The 16,187-nt window shown below is 62.5% G+C and carries 11 protein-coding genes; 7 read left to right on the plus strand and 4 right to left on the minus strand.

Annotated features, from left to right (window positions below; translation table 11 throughout):
• Window positions 1-85: 85 nt before the first annotated feature.
• From L6637_RS02090 to L6637_RS02120, 7 genes are all read left to right on the plus strand, one after another.
• The gene (locus tag L6637_RS02090; protein WP_237868923.1) at window positions 86-1,348 is read left to right on the plus strand and encodes a D-alanyl-D-alanine carboxypeptidase family protein; all 1,263 of its coding nucleotides are present in this window, start codon (window positions 86-88) and stop codon (window positions 1,346-1,348) included.
• 2 nt (window positions 1,349-1,350) lie between these two features.
• The gene (gene tmk, locus L6637_RS02095; RefSeq protein WP_237868924.1) at window positions 1,351-2,037 is read left to right on the plus strand and encodes a dTMP kinase; all 687 of its coding nucleotides are present in this window, start codon (window positions 1,351-1,353) and stop codon (window positions 2,035-2,037) included.
• Window positions 2,034-3,080, plus strand: coding sequence for a DNA polymerase III subunit delta' (locus L6637_RS02100; protein ID WP_237862403.1), 1,047 nt, complete (start codon window positions 2,034-2,036; stop codon window positions 3,078-3,080). The genes tmk and L6637_RS02100 overlap by 4 nt, the downstream gene beginning before the upstream one ends.
• Before the next feature lie 110 nt (window positions 3,081-3,190).
• Window positions 3,191-5,143 carry a methionine--tRNA ligase gene (gene metG, locus L6637_RS02105; RefSeq protein WP_237868925.1) on the plus strand — a complete coding sequence of 651 codons (1,953 nt, stop codon included), beginning with the start codon at window positions 3,191-3,193 and terminating at the stop codon, window positions 5,141-5,143.
• A gap of 426 nt (window positions 5,144-5,569) precedes the next feature.
• Window positions 5,570-7,627 (plus strand): hybrid sensor histidine kinase/response regulator, encoded by a 2,058-nt coding sequence (locus tag L6637_RS02110; protein ID WP_237868926.1) that lies wholly within the window; start codon window positions 5,570-5,572, stop codon window positions 7,625-7,627.
• Window positions 7,628-7,788: 161 nt separating this feature from the next.
• Complete coding sequence (locus L6637_RS02115; protein ID WP_237868927.1) at window positions 7,789-8,565, plus strand: TatD family hydrolase; 777 nt, start codon at window positions 7,789-7,791, stop codon at window positions 8,563-8,565.
• Between the two features lie 13 nt (window positions 8,566-8,578).
• On the plus strand, window positions 8,579-9,376 hold the full coding sequence (locus L6637_RS02120; protein WP_237862407.1) for an MBL fold metallo-hydrolase: 798 nt from the start codon (window positions 8,579-8,581) through the stop codon (window positions 9,374-9,376).
• A 26-nt stretch (window positions 9,377-9,402) separates the two neighbouring features.
• Here L6637_RS02120 and L6637_RS02125 read toward each other — a convergent pair whose 3' ends face one another.
• From L6637_RS02125 to L6637_RS02140, 4 genes are all read right to left on the minus strand, one after another.
• Window positions 9,403-11,052 (minus strand): acyl-CoA synthetase, encoded by a 1,650-nt coding sequence (locus L6637_RS02125; RefSeq protein ID WP_237868928.1) that lies wholly within the window; start codon window positions 11,050-11,052, stop codon window positions 9,403-9,405.
• Window positions 11,053-11,079: 27 nt separating this feature from the next.
• Window positions 11,080-12,969, minus strand: coding sequence for a TRAP transporter large permease (locus L6637_RS02130; RefSeq protein ID WP_237868929.1), 1,890 nt, complete (start codon window positions 12,967-12,969; stop codon window positions 11,080-11,082).
• Between the two features lie 15 nt (window positions 12,970-12,984).
• On the minus strand, window positions 12,985-14,004 hold the full coding sequence (locus L6637_RS02135; protein ID WP_237868930.1) for a TRAP transporter substrate-binding protein: 1,020 nt from the start codon (window positions 14,002-14,004) through the stop codon (window positions 12,985-12,987).
• A gap of 794 nt (window positions 14,005-14,798) precedes the next feature.
• A complete protein-coding gene (locus tag L6637_RS02140; RefSeq protein ID WP_237868931.1) occupies window positions 14,799-15,932 on the minus strand; it encodes a DUF2235 domain-containing protein in 1,134 nt (377 codons plus the stop codon).
• Window positions 15,933-16,187: the final 255 nt, after the last annotated feature.

The following is a 16,187-nucleotide window of genomic DNA, read 5'->3' on the forward strand; positions in this document are numbered from 1 at the left end:
AATCGTGCAATCTCGGGGCAAGCGCCGATCCTCGTGTTGTTCGCACCGGTTCCGTTTGTTAGAACGCGGCTCTCAGGGCTTCGCCATGGCATTTCATCTCATCCTGCTCAGCCATCCCCGGTTTACAGCCGGAGCGTGGGCGCGCGGGCTGGTCGCGGCGGCGCTTGCCGTGAGCCTCAGCTGGGGCGGGGTGCTCTATGCCGCCAATCAAAGCGTCCAGGGCGCCAAGAAAACCGAAGATGCCGGCTTCGACGGCGACGCCCCCACGGCGATCCTGATCGAGGCCTCCAGCGGCAGCGTGCTGTTCGAAAAGAATGCCGACGAGCTGCGCGCGCCCTCCAGCATGATGAAGCTCGTGACCGCGGAGGTCGTGTTCAACGCGATCAAGAAGGGCGACATTAAGCTGACCGACGAATATCGGATCAGCGAGAATGCCTGGCGCAGGGGCGGGGCGCCCTCCGGCGGCTCGACCATGTTCGCAGCCATCAACAGCAAGGTCTCGGTCGACGACCTCCTGCACGGTGCGATCATCCAGAGCGGCAACGATGCCTGCATCGCGCTCGCCGAAGGCATTGCCGGCAACGAGAAGATCTTCGCCTCCGACTTCATGACCAAGCGCGCCCGCGAGCTCGGCATGACCAAGTCGACCTTTGCCAATTCTAACGGCTTGCCCGACCCCGGCAACAAGATGACGGTGCGCGAGCTCGGTATGCTCGCGCGGCACATCATCCTGGACTTCCCGGAGTTCTACAAACTGTTCGGCGAGAAGGAGTTCACCTGGAATAAGATCCGTCAGCCCAACCGCAATCCGCTGCTCAATTCGATGGAAGGGGCCGACGGCCTCAAGACCGGTTACACTAAGGAGGGCGGCTATGGCATGGTCGGCTCGGCGGTGCAGAACGGTACGCGGTTGATCGTCGTCGTCAACGGGCTTGAGGATATCGAGGATCGTGCCACCGAAGCCAAGAAGATGCTGGAATGGGGTTTTCGCAATTTCGAGACCCGGACGCTGATTGCAGCTGACCAGCCCGTCGGTTACGCCAAGGTGTTTGGCGGCGAGAGCCGCTCGGTGAAGCTGGTTGCGAAAGAGCCGGTGAAGGTGATGGTGCACAAGAGCGGCGGCGATAAGCTGATCGCACGCATTGTCTATAGCGGTCCCGTGCGTGCACCGATTCAGGAGGGCCAGCGGGTCGGCGTGGTCAAGGTCTGGCGCAGCGGCAATATCGCGGTGGAAACGCCGGTCTACGCGGCAGAATCGATCGGCACCGGCTCGACCATGCGGCGCGCGATCGACGGCGCCAGCGAGCTCGTGATCGGCATGTTCCGCGCGGGCGCCGAGAAGCTTTGACGATGAGTGAGAGCACGGGACAGCGGCCGTCCGGGCGCGGACGCTTCATCACCTTTGAAGGCGGCGAGGGGACCGGCAAGTCGACCCAGATCAAGAAACTCGCCGAGCGTCTCAGCGCGACCAGATTGCGGACCCTGGTCACGCGCGAGCCCGGCGGCTCGCCCGGCGCCGAGATCATGCGCCATCTGGTGCTGTCGGGGATGGGCAAGCTACTCGGGCCCGAAGCCGAGACGCTGCTATTCGCGGCCGCGCGCGACGACCACGTCCGCACCGTGATCGAGCCCGCGCTCAAACAAGGCGTCTGGGTGCTGTGCGACCGCTTCGCCGACTCGACACGAGCCTATCAGGGCAGCCTCGGCAGCGTGCCTGCCGGGCTGATCAACGCGATGCAGCGGGTCACCATCGGCGATCTCAAGCCTGATCTCACCATCATCCTCGATCTGCCAGTCGAGATCGGCCTGGCACGCGCGGCGGCACGGCGCGGCAGCGGCACGCCTGACCGGTTCGAGGGCGAGAAGCTTGCATTCCACCAGGGCCTGCGCGAGGCCTATCGCAAGATCGGCGCGGATGATCCCGCGCGCTGCGTGCTGATCGACGCCAATTCCGATCCTGATACGGTCGCCGGCCGCGTCTGGGCCGCGCTGCGCGAACGCCTCCTGCCGACGCCAGCATCGGTGATTTCGGCATGAGCCCGCGTCAGGCCGAGCGCGAGAGCGCTATCCCGCATCCCCGCGAGACCAGCCTCCTATTCGGCCATCGCGAGGCCGAGACGGCACTGCTGACCGCCTATCGCAGCGGGCGCATCCCGCATGCCTGGTTGATCGGCGGCCCACAGGGGATCGGCAAGGCAACGCTGGCCTATCGTATGGCGCGCTTCGTGCTCGCCCACGGCCAGCCGCTGGCGGCGGCCGTGCAGACCGCCGAAGACCTCGCCATTGATCCTGATGACGCCGTGGCGCGACAGGTCGCAGCCGGCTCGCATGGCGGCCTGCTGACGTTGGAGCGCACCGCCAACGACCGCGGGGTGATGCGCACGGTCATCACGGTCGACGAGACCCGCGAGACGATCGCGTTCTTCGGCTCGACGGCAGCAGCGGAGGGTTGGCGCGTCTGCATCGTCGACACCGTCGACGAGCTCAATCCCAATGCGGCGAATGCGCTGCTCAAGATCCTCGAGGAGCCGCCGCAGCGATCGCTGTTCCTTTTGGTGAGCCAGGCACCGGCTCGCGTGCTCGCCACCATCCAGTCGCGTTGCCGCAAGCTGCGCTTGCGATCACTGACTACCGACGAGGTCATTGGCGCGGCCGCTGCGGCTGCCGACATCCCGCCGACCGATTTGGCGCTGCGCGAGGCAGCGGAGGCCTCCGAGGGCAGCGTCTCGCGCGCGCTGACGCTGCTCGGCGGCGACGCGTTGAAGCTCCAGCAGCGCACGGCGGCGCTGCTGGCACGGTTGCCGGAGGTCGATCCGCGTGATCTGCACACGCTTGGTGAGTCCCTCGGCACCAGCGACCGCGTAGCGCTTGCCGCCTTCGTCGACGGCATCGATCGCTGGATTGCGGACCGCCTGCATGCAGATGATGCCAATGCCAACCAGAACCTGCCGCGCCTTGCGCGCTTGAGCGAGGTATGGGAAAAGATCGTCCGCGCCGCGCGCGACACCGAAACCTACAATCTGGAGCGAAAGCCCCTGGTTTTCTCGGTGTTCGGCTGGCTGGCGGACGCAACGCGCTAGAGCATGATTCGGAAAAGTGCGTAGCGGTTTTTCCAAGAGGATCATGCTCGAAATAACAACCTAACGCAGGTTCGTTTCCAAATTTCGGGAAGCCGGTAAAGGAATTTGTCGTGGCAACACGAGCTAAGAAAGCCGCCAAGGGCAAGAGCAGCAAGAAGGCTGCAAAGAAGGTCGCCAAGAAGGCCGTGAAGGCACTGGCGCGCAAGGCTGCCAAGAAGGTCAAGAAAACCAAGAAGGCTGTCGCCAAGAGGGGCGTGAAGAACAGCGCTGCGAAGACGGCAACGAAGGCCAGCAAGAAGGCTGCGAAGAAGCAGGTCGTCGCCAAGAAAGCGGCGAAGAAACCAGCTAAAGCTCCTGCAAAGAATGCGGTCAAGAAGGCAAGAGTGGCTGAGCCCGCCGTGATCGCCGCACCGGCTCCGATCGCCGCGCCGCCAAAAGCCGCGAAGCCCAAAGTGTCAAAACCCAAGGCGCCGAAGCTGATGGCCGCACCGAAAGCGGATAAGCCCGCGGCCGCGCCCGCTCGCGACAACGTCTTCTACATCTCGACCGCCATCGCCTATCCCAACGGCAGCCCGCATATCGGGCACGCCTATGAGGCAATCTCGGCCGACGTGCTGGCGCGCTTCGCCCGGCTCGACGGCAAGGACGTGTTCTTCCTGACCGGCACGGACGAGCACGGCCAGAAGATGGTTCAGACCGCGCAGAACGAGGGCCTGTCCCCGTCCGCACTTGCGACCCGCAATGCCAACCGCTTCAAGGAGATGGATCAGCGCCTGAACGTCTCGTTCGACCGCTTCATTCGCACCACCGAAGAGCAGCATCATCGCTCGAGCCAGGAGATCTGGCGGCGCATGGAAGCGAATGGCGACATCTACGCCGACACCTATTCGGGCTGGTACTCGGTGCGTGATGAGGCCTATTACGCCGAGGATGAAACACGCCTGAATGACGATGGCGTACGCCTCGGACCGCAGGGCACGCCGGTCGAATGGGTCGAGGAGAAGAGCTATTTCTTCCGCCTGTCGGCCTATCAGGACAAGCTGCTGAAGCTTTATGCGGACCATCCTGAATTTGTCGGCCCGGATGCGCGCCGCAACGAGGTGGTAAGTTTCGTCAAGGGAGGCCTGCGCGATCTCTCGATCTCGCGCACCACCTTCGATTGGGGCGTGAAGGTGCCAGGCAACGAAGAGCATGTGATGTATGTCTGGGTCGACGCGCTGACCAACTACATCACCGGCGTCGGCTTCCCCGACGAAAGCGACAAGAACTGGCGTTACTGGCCGGCGGACGTGCATATCATCGGCAAGGACATCATCCGTTTCCACGCCGTATACTGGCCGGCGTTCCTGCTGTCGGCCGGCCTTGCGCTGCCGAAGCGGGTCTATGCCCACGGGTTCCTCTTCAACAGGGGCGAGAAGATGTCGAAGTCGGTCGGCAACGTCGTCGATCCCTTCAATCTCGCCGACCAGTACGGCGTCGACCAGATGCGCTATTTCTTCCTGCGCGAGGTGTCCTACGGCCAGGACGGCAACTACAACCATGAGGCCATCGTCGCGCGCATCAATGCCGATCTCGCCAACGATCTCGGCAACCTCGCGCAACGCTCTTTGTCGATGATCGCAAAACAGCTTGGCGGCGTGCTGCCGGAGCCCGGCGCGTTCAGCGACAACGATCAGGCGATCCTGGCGATGGCAGACGGCATGATTGCCGCGTCGCGCGAAGCCATGGCGACGCAGCAGATCCATCACTGGCTCAATGCCGTGTGGGCCGTGGTCGCGGAAGCCAATCGCTATTTCGCGGGCGAGGCGCCATGGGCGCTCGCCAAGACTGATCCTGTCAGGCAGAAGACGGTGCTCTATGTCACCGCCGAAGTTGTGCGCCAGATCGCGATCCTGGCCCAGCCCGCGATGCCGACCGCATCAGGGCTGCTGCTCGATAGCCTCGGCATCCCGGCAGCCGAGCGCAATTTCGCGATGCTCGGCGGCGAGAAGCGTATCGCTCCCGGCACGACACTGCCAGCACCGACGCCAGCGTTCCCGCGCTACATCGAGCCCGCGGCCTAGCCTTACGCAACCTTGTGGTGATGCGATTCGGAAACCGGGTCGTCTCACCACGAAGCGATTGCAGGTGTATCAGGACCTGCCAGCCATCGCCGTTGGCCGAAAATCGGTATCGAGATAGGCGGCATCGCTCTGCGACCGGTGTCAAACGCGAGATTCGATTCGCGTCATTGATTCAGATCATTGCAAACGAAACGCAGGTCTCTGCTTCTCATACGGGAAGCAGCAGGGCCAGGTTGCCTCGCGGCGTTCGATTGGGGGACGCATCCATTGCAACGATAAGGTGACGCATGCCAATGAGAGGTCCGAGGCTTTAGCGGCGCCGGTTTGCAGTCGCCGCAGGGACTGCAACGTGCCAAGGGAAATGGTTAGCTCGATATTGCGTCGTTCGCCTGGAAGCGACCTTGAGAGCCGCATGGTAGGTGGGATTTGAGCTATCCGGATACCCGAGACGCTGGCGAGGCTTCCGGAGAATTGAAAACCTCGCTATGGCTCAAACTGCAACAGCGGCTACGCGCGCTGAAATTCGGCAAGGAGTTCGCGCATCGGACCAAGGCAGCAGCCGATTTGCGCGCGAGCGAAGCGAGATTCAGAGGGGTCCTCGCGGCGAGTCCGGACGCGGTGCTCATGGTCAACAACGCCGGTGTGATCGAGTTCGCCAGCGACCGCGTCCAGGATATTTTTGGGTACGCGCCTGAAGATCTCGTGGACAAGCCCGTCAGCATACTGATCCCGGAGCGATTTCGTAGCGGACATTTGCCCCATCTGAGTGCCTACTTCACGCAACCGAAGACCCGCATGATGGGCGGTGGTCTGTTGCTGTGGGGACGCCGCAAAGATTCGACGGAATTTCCGGCCGAGATCAGTCTCAGTCCAATTGCGATGGCCGATCGGTCCGCCGCGATCGCTGCGGTAAGGGACATTTCGGAGCGCAGGGCTCTTGAGGCTCTCCAGCAAAAGGCGGCAGAAGCCTTGCGCGAGAGCGAAAGACGCCTGAGGTATTTCATCAAGTATGCCCCCGCCGCGATTGCGATACTTGATAGAGAGCTGCGCTACCTCGTCTACAGCGACCGGTGGCTTGCGGACTATGGCCTTGGCGGGCAGGACCTGCGCGGGCTGTCACACTATGAGGTCTTTCCTGAGATCCCGGATCGCTGGCGCGACATTCATCGCCGCGCGCTTGCGGGCGAGACTCTTCGTGCCGATGAAGATTCTTTCACGAGGGTCGACGGGCGCGTGCAATGGCTACGTTGGGAGGTGCGCCCCTGGTTTGATACCCTCGGCAACATTGGCGGTGTTGCCTTCTTGACCGAGGACATTACGGATCGCAAGCGGATGGAAGCGCAGCTGTTGCAGGCGCAGAAGATGCAGGCAATCGGGCAGCTGACAGGCGGGGTCGCCCACGACTTCAACAATCTGTTGACGGTCATTCTCGGCAATGCAGAGGTCTTGCTTGACGAGATGAAGAGCGACGATGCGCATCGCAAGCTGGTCGAGCCAATTGTTGCAGCCGCTGAACGTGGCGCAAGTTTGACACAGCTGATGCTTGCCTTCGCCCGACGCCAGGCTCTCGAGCCGAGCACTTTTGATCTGAACGAGGTCGTGACGCGCATGAACGCGCTGCTACGGCGTACGATCGGCGAGAACGTCGAGGTCGATCTTCGTTTGATGAAGTCATTGTGGGCAGTAACCGCAGATATCCGTCAAATGGAGACTGCGATCCTCAACGTCGTTCTGAATGCGCGCGATGCAATGCCGCAGGGAGGCAAGCTGACGATCGAGACCAGCAATGTCGAACTGTCGGACGACTATGCCGCGCATAGCGTGGAGGTCAATCCAGGCCAATACGTCATGATGGCTTTGTCCGATACGGGAAGCGGCATAGCGCCCGAAGTCCTTGACCGGATTTTCGAGCCGTTTTTCACAACCAAGCCGGTCGGCAAGGGGACGGGACTTGGGCTGAGCATGGTGCACGGCTTCGTCAAGCAGACGGGCGGACACATCCAGATTTACAGCGAGGTCGGACACGGCACCTGCGTGAAGATCTTTTTGCCGCGTGCCAAAGCCGATGCGATCACTGCCGCTCAGCCAGCCCGTGCTCCTGCAACCCTTGCGACGGGCACTGAATCGATCCTCGTCGTGGAGGACGATCCTCACGTGCGGATGTTCGCGGTCCAGCAATTGCGCCGCCTGGGCTATACAGTGACCGAGGCCAGCGATGGGCCGTCTGCGCTGCAGGAGGTGTCGCGTTCCGGTTCTCCCGATCTCTTGTTTACAGACGTCGTAATGCCTGGCGGCATGACCGGAAGGCAACTCGCAGAGCGGGTGGGGCAGATGGCCCCCGGCATCAAGATTTTGTACACATCGGGTTACACCGAGAACTCGATCTCCCATCATGGCCGCCTCGATCCTGGGATTCATCTGCTGCAAAAGCCTTACAAGAGCGACAAGCTCGCGCGTAAGGTGCGCGAAGTGCTGGACCTCTGATCGCGCTGCCTTCACTTGGCCTCCGCGTTAGATTGCACGTGCTTCGGAACCGGCCCGGATGAGCGGTTGTCGGTCCCGTTGACGTCCCCTGACGCTTCCCCTACCTGTGAACGGCTGGTCCCGGCTGGCCTCAGGATTTGTTTGGAAAGCGATACTCGGAGATGTTGGTCGACAGTCACTGCCATCTGGATTTCCCGGACTTTGCGGAGGATCTCGACGGGATCGTGTCGCGTGCCCGCGCGGCCGGGATTGGCCGCATGGTCACGATCTCGACACGGGTGCGAAAGCTCGGTCAGCTTCTCGCCATCGCCGAGCGCTATGATGACGTCTATTGCTCGGTCGGCACCCATCCGCACAATGCGGATGAGGAAGACGGCATCTCGCCGGACGAGTTGATCGCGCTGACACGGCATCCCAAGGTGATCGCGCTCGGCGAAGCCGGGCTCGACTATTTCTACGATGATAGCTCACCGGAGGCGCAGGCGAGGGGCTTTCGTGCCCATATCGCCGCCGCGCGCGCCACCGGCCTGCCGCTGGTGATCCACACCCGCGAGGCGGATGAGGATTGCGCCCGCATCCTGGAGGAGGAGGCGGCAACGGGATCGTTTCGCGCCGTGCTGCATTGTTACACCGGCGGGCGTGAGCTGGCGCTCAAGGCGGTGTCGCTCGGGCTCTATGTGGGATTCACGGGCATCTTGACCTTCAAGAAGTCGGATACTCTGCGCGCGCTCGCGGCCGAACTACCTGCTGACCGTATTCTGGTTGAAACAGACTCGCCTTACCTTGCGCCGGGCAAGTTCCGGGGCAAGCGCAACGAGCCGGCCTATGTGGTCGAGGTCGCCAAGGTGCTGGCCGAAACGCGTGGCGTGTCGCTCGATGAGATTTCACGTCAGACGACTGAAAATTTCTTCCGCCTGTTCTCCAAGGTGAAAGCTTGAGGTTGGTAGCCGCATGACGCTGACGCTGACGATCCTGGGCTGCGGCTCCTCCGCCGGTGTGCCGCGTCCCGCCCTCGGCTGGGGCGCATGCGATCCCACCAACCCCAAGAACCGCCGCCGCCGCTGCTCGCTGCTGGTCGAAAAGACATCTCATCACGGCACCACGCGCATTGTGATCGATACCTCGCCCGACCTGCGCGAGCAGCTCATCTCGACCGATGTCGACCACATCGACGCGGTGTTCCTGACGCATGAACATGCCGATCAGACCCACGGCATGGACGATCTGCGTCCGGTCGTGATGCACATGCGCAGGCGCATTCCGGTCTATTTCAATCAGTCGACCGCGAAAGACATCCTGGCGCGGTTCTCCTATTGCTTCATCGCGCCGGAGGGCAGCGACTATCCGCCGATCCTCGTCAGGCATTCGATCGAGGCCGGCGGGAGCCAGATCATCAGCGGCAAGGGCGGCGAGGTGACCATGACCGCCTTTCTGGTCCAGCACGGCAACATTCCAGCGCTCGGCTATCGCATCGGCAATGCAGCCTACACGCCTGACCTCAACGACATCCCCCGGGAGAGCTGGGACGCTTTGGAAAACCTCGATCTATGGATCGTCGATGGCCTGCGCTACACCCAGCATGTCAGCCATTTCAGCATCAGCGACGCCTTGTCGTGGATCGAGCGCTTCAAGCCCAAGCGCGCCGTCATCACCAACATGACGGCGGATGTCGATTATGAGGTGATCCGGCAGAAGCTACCCGCGAGCGTGGTGCCGGCCTATGACGGCTTAAGGCTGGAGACGCACTAGCCTGCCAGCAGCGTACCACTGCTAAACTAGGTCGAGATCGCCTTCGCCGATCCAACCTCGTTGCGCAAAAGGAATTTCTGGATCTTGCCCGTCGACGTCTTCGGGATTGGTCCGAACACGACGGCCTTCGGCGTCTTGAAGCCGCTCATATGCGTGCGGCAGAAGGCGATGATCTCGGCCTCGCTCGCGCTGGCGCCGTCCTTCAGCTCGACGAAGGCGCAAGGCACCTCGCCCCATTTCGGATCGGGCTTGGCGACGACGGCGGCGAACAGCACGGCCGGGTGCTTGTAGAGGATGTCCTCGACCTCGACGGACGAAACGTTCTCGCCGCCGGAAATGATGATGTCTTTGGAGCGGTCCTTGATGATGACGTAGCCGTGCTCGTCGAGCACGCCGAGATCGCCGGTGTGAAACCAGCCGCCCTCGAACGCTTCTTTCGTCGCCTTCTCGTTCTTGAGATAGCCCTTCATCACGATGTTGCCGCGAAACATGACCTCGCCGATGGTCTCGCCGTCGCGCGGCACCTCCTGCATTGTCTGCGGATCGATGACGGTGACGCCTTCCTCGAGCGGGTAGGGCACGCCCTGCCGGCGCTTCATCTTGGCGCGCTCGGCGGGCGGCAACTCGTCCCAGCCGGGCTGTTCGGCGCAGACGGAGGCGGGGCCGTAGACCTCGGTCAGGCCGTACACATGCGTGAGCTTGATGCCGATATTTTCGGCGCCTTCAAGCACTGCAACCGGCGGCGCTGCGCCGGCGATCAGGCCGACGACGCGGCGGGCCGCGTTGCCTCTTGGCGCATCGGGCGCATTGATCAGCGTGTTGTACACGATCGGCGCGCCGCACATGTGGGTGACGCCATGCCGCCCGATCAACTCGAAGATCTTGGTCGGCTCGACCTTGCGCAGGCAAACATTGATGCCGGCGGCCGCTGCAAGCGTCCAGGGGAAGCACCAGCCGTTGCAATGGAACATTGGCAAGGTCCAGAGATAGACCGGATGCTGGCCGAGATTGCCGGCGAGAATGTTGCTGACGGCGTTGAGATACGCGCCGCGATGATGGGTGACGACGCCTTTGGGATTGCCCGTGGTGCCCGAGGTATAGCTCAGCGCGATCGCGTCCCATTCGTCGCTCGGAAGGATCGCCGTGAAATTCGGATCACCTTGGGCGAGGGCGGACTCGTACTCGATCTCGCCGATGCGCTTACCACCCTTGAAGGCGGTATCGTCGACGTCGATCACGAACGGCTTCGGTCCGGCCATCTGTTCCAGCGCATCGGTGATCACGCCTGAAAATTCAGGATCAACCAGAATGATCTTGGCGCCACCGTGGTCGAGCTGAAACGCGATCGAAGGCGCATCAAGGCGGATGTTGAGTGCGTTGAGCACCGCGCCGGTCATGGGGACCGCGAAATGCGCCTCGTTCATTGCCGGGATGTTCGGCAGCATCGCAGCGACCGTGTCGCCGACGCCGATGCCCTTGCCGGCAAGATAGGAGGCAAAGCGCTTGCAACGCTGATGCGTTTGGCGCCAGGTGAAGCTGCGGCCCTCATAGACCGTGCTGACGTGATCGGGATACACAGCGGCACTGCGCGCAAGGAAGCTCAGCGGCGACAGCGGCACGTAATTGGCGGGGGTCTTGTCGAGGCCGATATTGTACTGGTTCTGCCGATCACTCATCGACACCCTCCTCCTTGACGCCGTGCGTTACAGGAATCCGATCGAGATCCAGGGGAACACCGCGACGACGATTAATCCCACCAGCAGCGCCAGCAGATAGCCCCAGATCGGCTTGATGCCCTCGGCCGGGTCGACGCGTCCGATGGCGCAAGCGGCATAATAGCCGACGCCGAACGGCGGAGCGAATAGCCCGATACCCATCGCCAGAATGATGATCATGGCGTAGTGCACCTCGTGCACGCCGACGGCGCGTGCGATCGGAAACAGCAGTGGCCCGAACAGCACAATCGCAGGAATGCCCTCCAGCACGCTGCCGAGGATCGTGAAGGCCAGGATCGACACGGCGATGAAGGTCGCAGCGCCCCCTGGCAATCCGGTCATGGCGGAGGCCAGCGAGCGCGAGAAGCCTGATTGCGTCAGGCCCCAGGCCATGCCTGTGGCCGTGCCGATGATCAGCAGGATCGCACCCGACAGCGCCGCCGTCTCGACCAGCATCGGAAACAGCCGCTGCCAGTCGAAGCGGCGGTAGATGATCAGGCCGACGAGGGCGCCATAGACGATGCCGATGGTGGAGACTTCGGTGGCAGTCGCAATGCCTTCGACGACGGCGTATCGGATCACGAAGGGCAGTGCGAGCGCGGGCAGGGCGATGACGAAGGTCTTGCCGATCTCGCTACCAGTGGCGCGGCGAACATGGCTCATGTCCTCGTGGCGATAGCGCCACCACACCAGCATACAGAGCGTGAACGCGAGCACGACGCCCGGCAGCAGGCCGCCGGTGAAGAGGGCGGCGATCGAGACGCCGGTGACCGAGCCGATCGTGATCAGCACCAGGCTTGGCGGAATGGTTTCAGTCTGGGCGCCGGTCGCCGCCAGCAGCGCGACGAGATCGCCGGGCCTGGCACCACGCTGCTTCATCTCAGGAAACAGCACGGGCGCGACCGCAGCCATGTCCGCGGCCTTGGCGCCGGATATCCCGGAGACCAGGTACATGGCGCCGACCAGCACATAGTGCAGGCCGCCGCGGACATGGCCGAGCAGGCTCGCCAGGAACGCCACCATGGCCCGGGCCATGCCGGTCATCTCGATCAGCAGGCCCAGAAACACGAAGAGCGGCACGGACAGCAGGATGAGATGGCTCATGCCTTCGTCCATCCGTCCGACCAGGACCATGACCGGCGTGTGCGTGGTCAGCGCCAGATAGCCGAAGATCGCAAGGCCAAAGCCGAACGCAATGGGAACGCCGGCGAAGACGCAAAAGCCAGCGACGCCGACGAAGAAGATGAGGAGGTTAAGGTTGCCGAGCGGCCGCAGGTAGGGCTGTGCCAGCCAGAACAGCCCGGCCACGAGAGCAACCGACAACACGGCTGTCAGCACCATCCGGTAGTCGGCCGCGCGCACCAGACGCAGCAGCGCGAATGCCGCCATCAGGCAGAGCCCGACCGGCAGCGCGACGGCGCGCCACATGTTCGATATCTGGAGCGCCGGCGTGGTAATGAAGCTCTCTTCGTACGCGTAGTCGTAGGCCGGCCAGACGATCATCGCGAGGAACGCCAACGCGGCAGAGACCGCCACCAGATCGAGCCAGGCCCGCATCGCAGGCCCGGCGCTGGCGACGATCGCGGTCATGCGCATGTGCTCGGAGCGGCGGAACGCCACCGCCGCGCCCAGCATGGCCAGCCACAGGAACAGGATTGAGGCCAGCTCGTCCGACCAGATCAGCGGCCGGTGCAAGCCGTAGCGCGCGACCACGCCGGCAAACAGGATCACGATCTCGGTCACGACCAGGATCGCCGCGGGGATCTCGACGGCGAGGCCGAGAATGCGTTCCAGCGAGGCCAGCAACGAAGATCGGCGAGGGGACTGAACAGCCACCTCGCCCACCACTTCGGTCACCTGAACCCCGACCTGAGCCATGACGGCCCCAACGCGTTACGACAGCTTGCCGACGGCCTTTTCCAGCAGCTCCCAGGCCTGCTCGCCATATTTGCCCTTCCACTCGGCATAGAAGCCGGCGGAGCGCAGCTTGTCGCGGAATGGCGCGACCGTGGGCTGGTTGAAGGTCAGGCCCTTGCCTGCGAGTTCCTGCTGGAGATTGGCGTTCAGCTTGGCGGTATCCTCGCGCTCCTTGAGGGCGGCGGCGTTGATGTTCTTGGCGACGATGGTCTTGATGCCGTCAGGCAGCGCAGCCCAGGCTTTGCGGTTGGCCAGGAACCAGAAGCCGTCCCACATGTGGTTGGTCAGCGAGCAGTATTTCTGCACCTCGTAGAGCTTTGCCGTCGAGATGATCGCCAGCGGGTTCTCCTGGCCCTCGACGATCTTGGTCTGGAGCGCGGAATAGACCTCGGCGAAGTTGATCGAGGCGGGCGCGGCGTCGAACGCCTTGAACATCGAGGTCCACAGCGGCGACACCGGGACACGGATCTTGAAGCCCTTGAAGTCATCGGGCCCGGTGATCGGCTTGGTCGACGACGTGGTCTGGCGGAAGCCGTTGTCCCAGATCTTGTCCATGACCTCGAGACCTGCCTTCTTGATCTCGCCGCGGACAAAGGCGCCGAGGTCGCCGTCCATGGCCTTCCAGACCGTGTCATAATCCGGGAAAGCGAAGCCGATGCCATTGATGGACGCGGCCGGAACCAGGGTCGACAGGATCAGGCCCGACAGCGTGAAGAACTCGACGCCGCCGGAGCGGATCTGGCTGAGCATGTCGGTGTCGGACCCGAGCTGGTTGTTCGGGAAGATCTGGAGGTCGAACTTGCCGCCGGTCTCGCGCTTGATCGCCGCAGCCATCTCCTTGGCGCGGACGTTCAGCGGGTGCGAGTCAGGCAGGTTGTTGGCGTACTTGTAGGTGAACTCGGCAGCCTGGGCACGCGCCACATAGGGCGCGCTGACGCCGCCAAAAAAGGCGGTCGCGGCGGTGGCCTTGAGAAGCGTGCGGCGGGAAAAACTCATGGGTCTGCTTCCTCGGAAGTTTGTTCTTGTTATGAGACGCAAACCTATACGGCCGTCTGGTCAGCAGTCATCTGCGATCTCGCGAAGCTCGCTTATTGCAGCCGGACAAGGTCGCGGCAATATCGGCTTTCGGCGTGCCCAGCCGCGATCCAAAACGCGAAAACAACCCCATGCACAGTAGGCGTCAAGATTGCAGGCCATCTGCGATGGCACGACCCAAGATTGGTGCTGGAGTGAAGGCGACGTGGCAGAACTTCGACCTAAATAACTGATCTAATTCGATATAAATATATTCCATAATATACCTTATGCGAATTACGGATTGGCTGATGCAGCGCAGCCGGACGGCGATCACACTGTCGTACGCGCTTGATTTTGGCACTGGCGCGTTTCGATTTTGGCACGGCTTCCGTTGACAACATTGCCCCTTTCCGTTTGGGCGGCTCGAGAGTTGTGCTGGTGGCGTTGGAAGCCGAGACTGAAGTTTGACACTGACGTTAGACCGCCCGTTACTGAACTTTGGCACCGGCGTGAAGCGGGCGCTCATCGCACAGGGCGTTCGTGGAGCTGAGCCGGTCCTTTGCGTGAGATGCCCACAGCAGCTGCGGTGGCTGCCGGCCGGAGGCTAACTCTTCTGGACCGCTGTCGCGCGGAATCTTGACCGGAACCCTGCTCTGTCCCTATTCGACTTGGATCCGCCGGTGTTCGTCGCCGGAGATCTGGGGACGAAAGCTATGGGAAGCTACGTCCGCTTGATCGCACGGTAACATACCGCGCGATCGGAGGTGCCAGCGTCACCTTACGGCGACTCCTGGGTCGGCCGCCATAACAGCGCCGAACAGCTTGGCGGGATCTATCGTCTTCGCCTCGGCCCACGCGACCAGATTTGCCGGACGGTACTTGGCGTCGCTGCGCCAGCGGTCGAACACCGAGCCGTCGATGGTCTCATTGATCCGGGACGTCGTCGCCGCGGTCCCTGTCTCCGGCGGGGGGCCAACCGGGCGGAAGAACCGTTTCGAGAACAAGTGGTAGAGCCCCTTCCCAAACTCGCTGTAGGAATCGTTGATCGCCGGGGCCTTCTCCGTCACGTCAATCTCGACCTTGTCCCGATAGGCGAGGCCCAGCGCGCCGGCTTTATCCATGAGCCAGACCAACGGACGCTGGGAGAGCGGATCGCTCGCGTAGCCGCCGCCGACGTTCGCGTGGCAGCCGACGAACCAGCGCTGTTCGACGTGATCGATAGCGCGCACGGGCGCCCCCACCTCGCCTGTTTTTACGGTCCGCGTCCAGAACGTCGCGTTGAAGTTCGCGCGGTGCTCGTCGAGCGCCAACGCATGGAACGCGTGCTCGTTGTCGAGGCGCAGATGGGTGTCGAGGAAACGGTACTTGTGGACCTTGGCTTCGGCGCTGCCGACGGGGATGCCCATCGACCCGACCGTGTCCCAGAGCCCGACGAACTTGATCTTCGTTGGCTGCGAATACTTCGTGAGCCACCTCTCCTCGATCGAAGCGTCCGCAGGCAGAGGCTCTCTGAGCAGCGACCTGATGGTCGGGGCAACGTACAGCCGGTACCGGGCGTACAACTGCTCTATGGACAAAGGCGCGCCGAGCCGCTGGATTCCGCACTTGCTGATCAGTCCTGACAGCGACCTAGCCGTGTAGGCGCCGCGGCTGAAGCCGAAGATGAAGATCTCGTCGCCGTCGTCGAAGTTCTCTATGAGCCAAGTGTAGGCTTGGATGATCTCATCGTCGATGCCGTAGCCGGCAACTCCTCCACGGACCGCCTCGCCGCGGATAGTGCCGACCCCCTGTGAGTAGTAGACGCGCTGGTCGGTGGTCTCTGCCGTTAGCGATTTGAGCCGCCAAACGTTGGTGTTGTTGTTGAGAGTATTGAACGTTCCGTCGAGGTAAATCGCGAGCTTCTTCATGCAAGACCCTGACATATAAAAAGAATCTGGTTGGAGCCCAGGATGAGCGGCGGCTCGAGAGCGCTCTACATATGGTTGTGGGGATTTGGCGCAATATCTACCGAAAATGCTTGCGAGCGACACCACATGTGGGGGATATGTTGAATTTTAGGCGTTTGGAACCAGGTAATTGCAACCATTACTATACAGGCGTGAATTGATTTTGTGGTCCGCGAGCGAGAGCGAACGCAATTTCTTCAGGGCGACCAGCTCTGT

The organism is Bradyrhizobium zhengyangense (assembly GCF_022012435.1).
Lineage (GTDB): Bacteria > Pseudomonadota > Alphaproteobacteria > Rhizobiales > Xanthobacteraceae > Bradyrhizobium > Bradyrhizobium zhengyangense.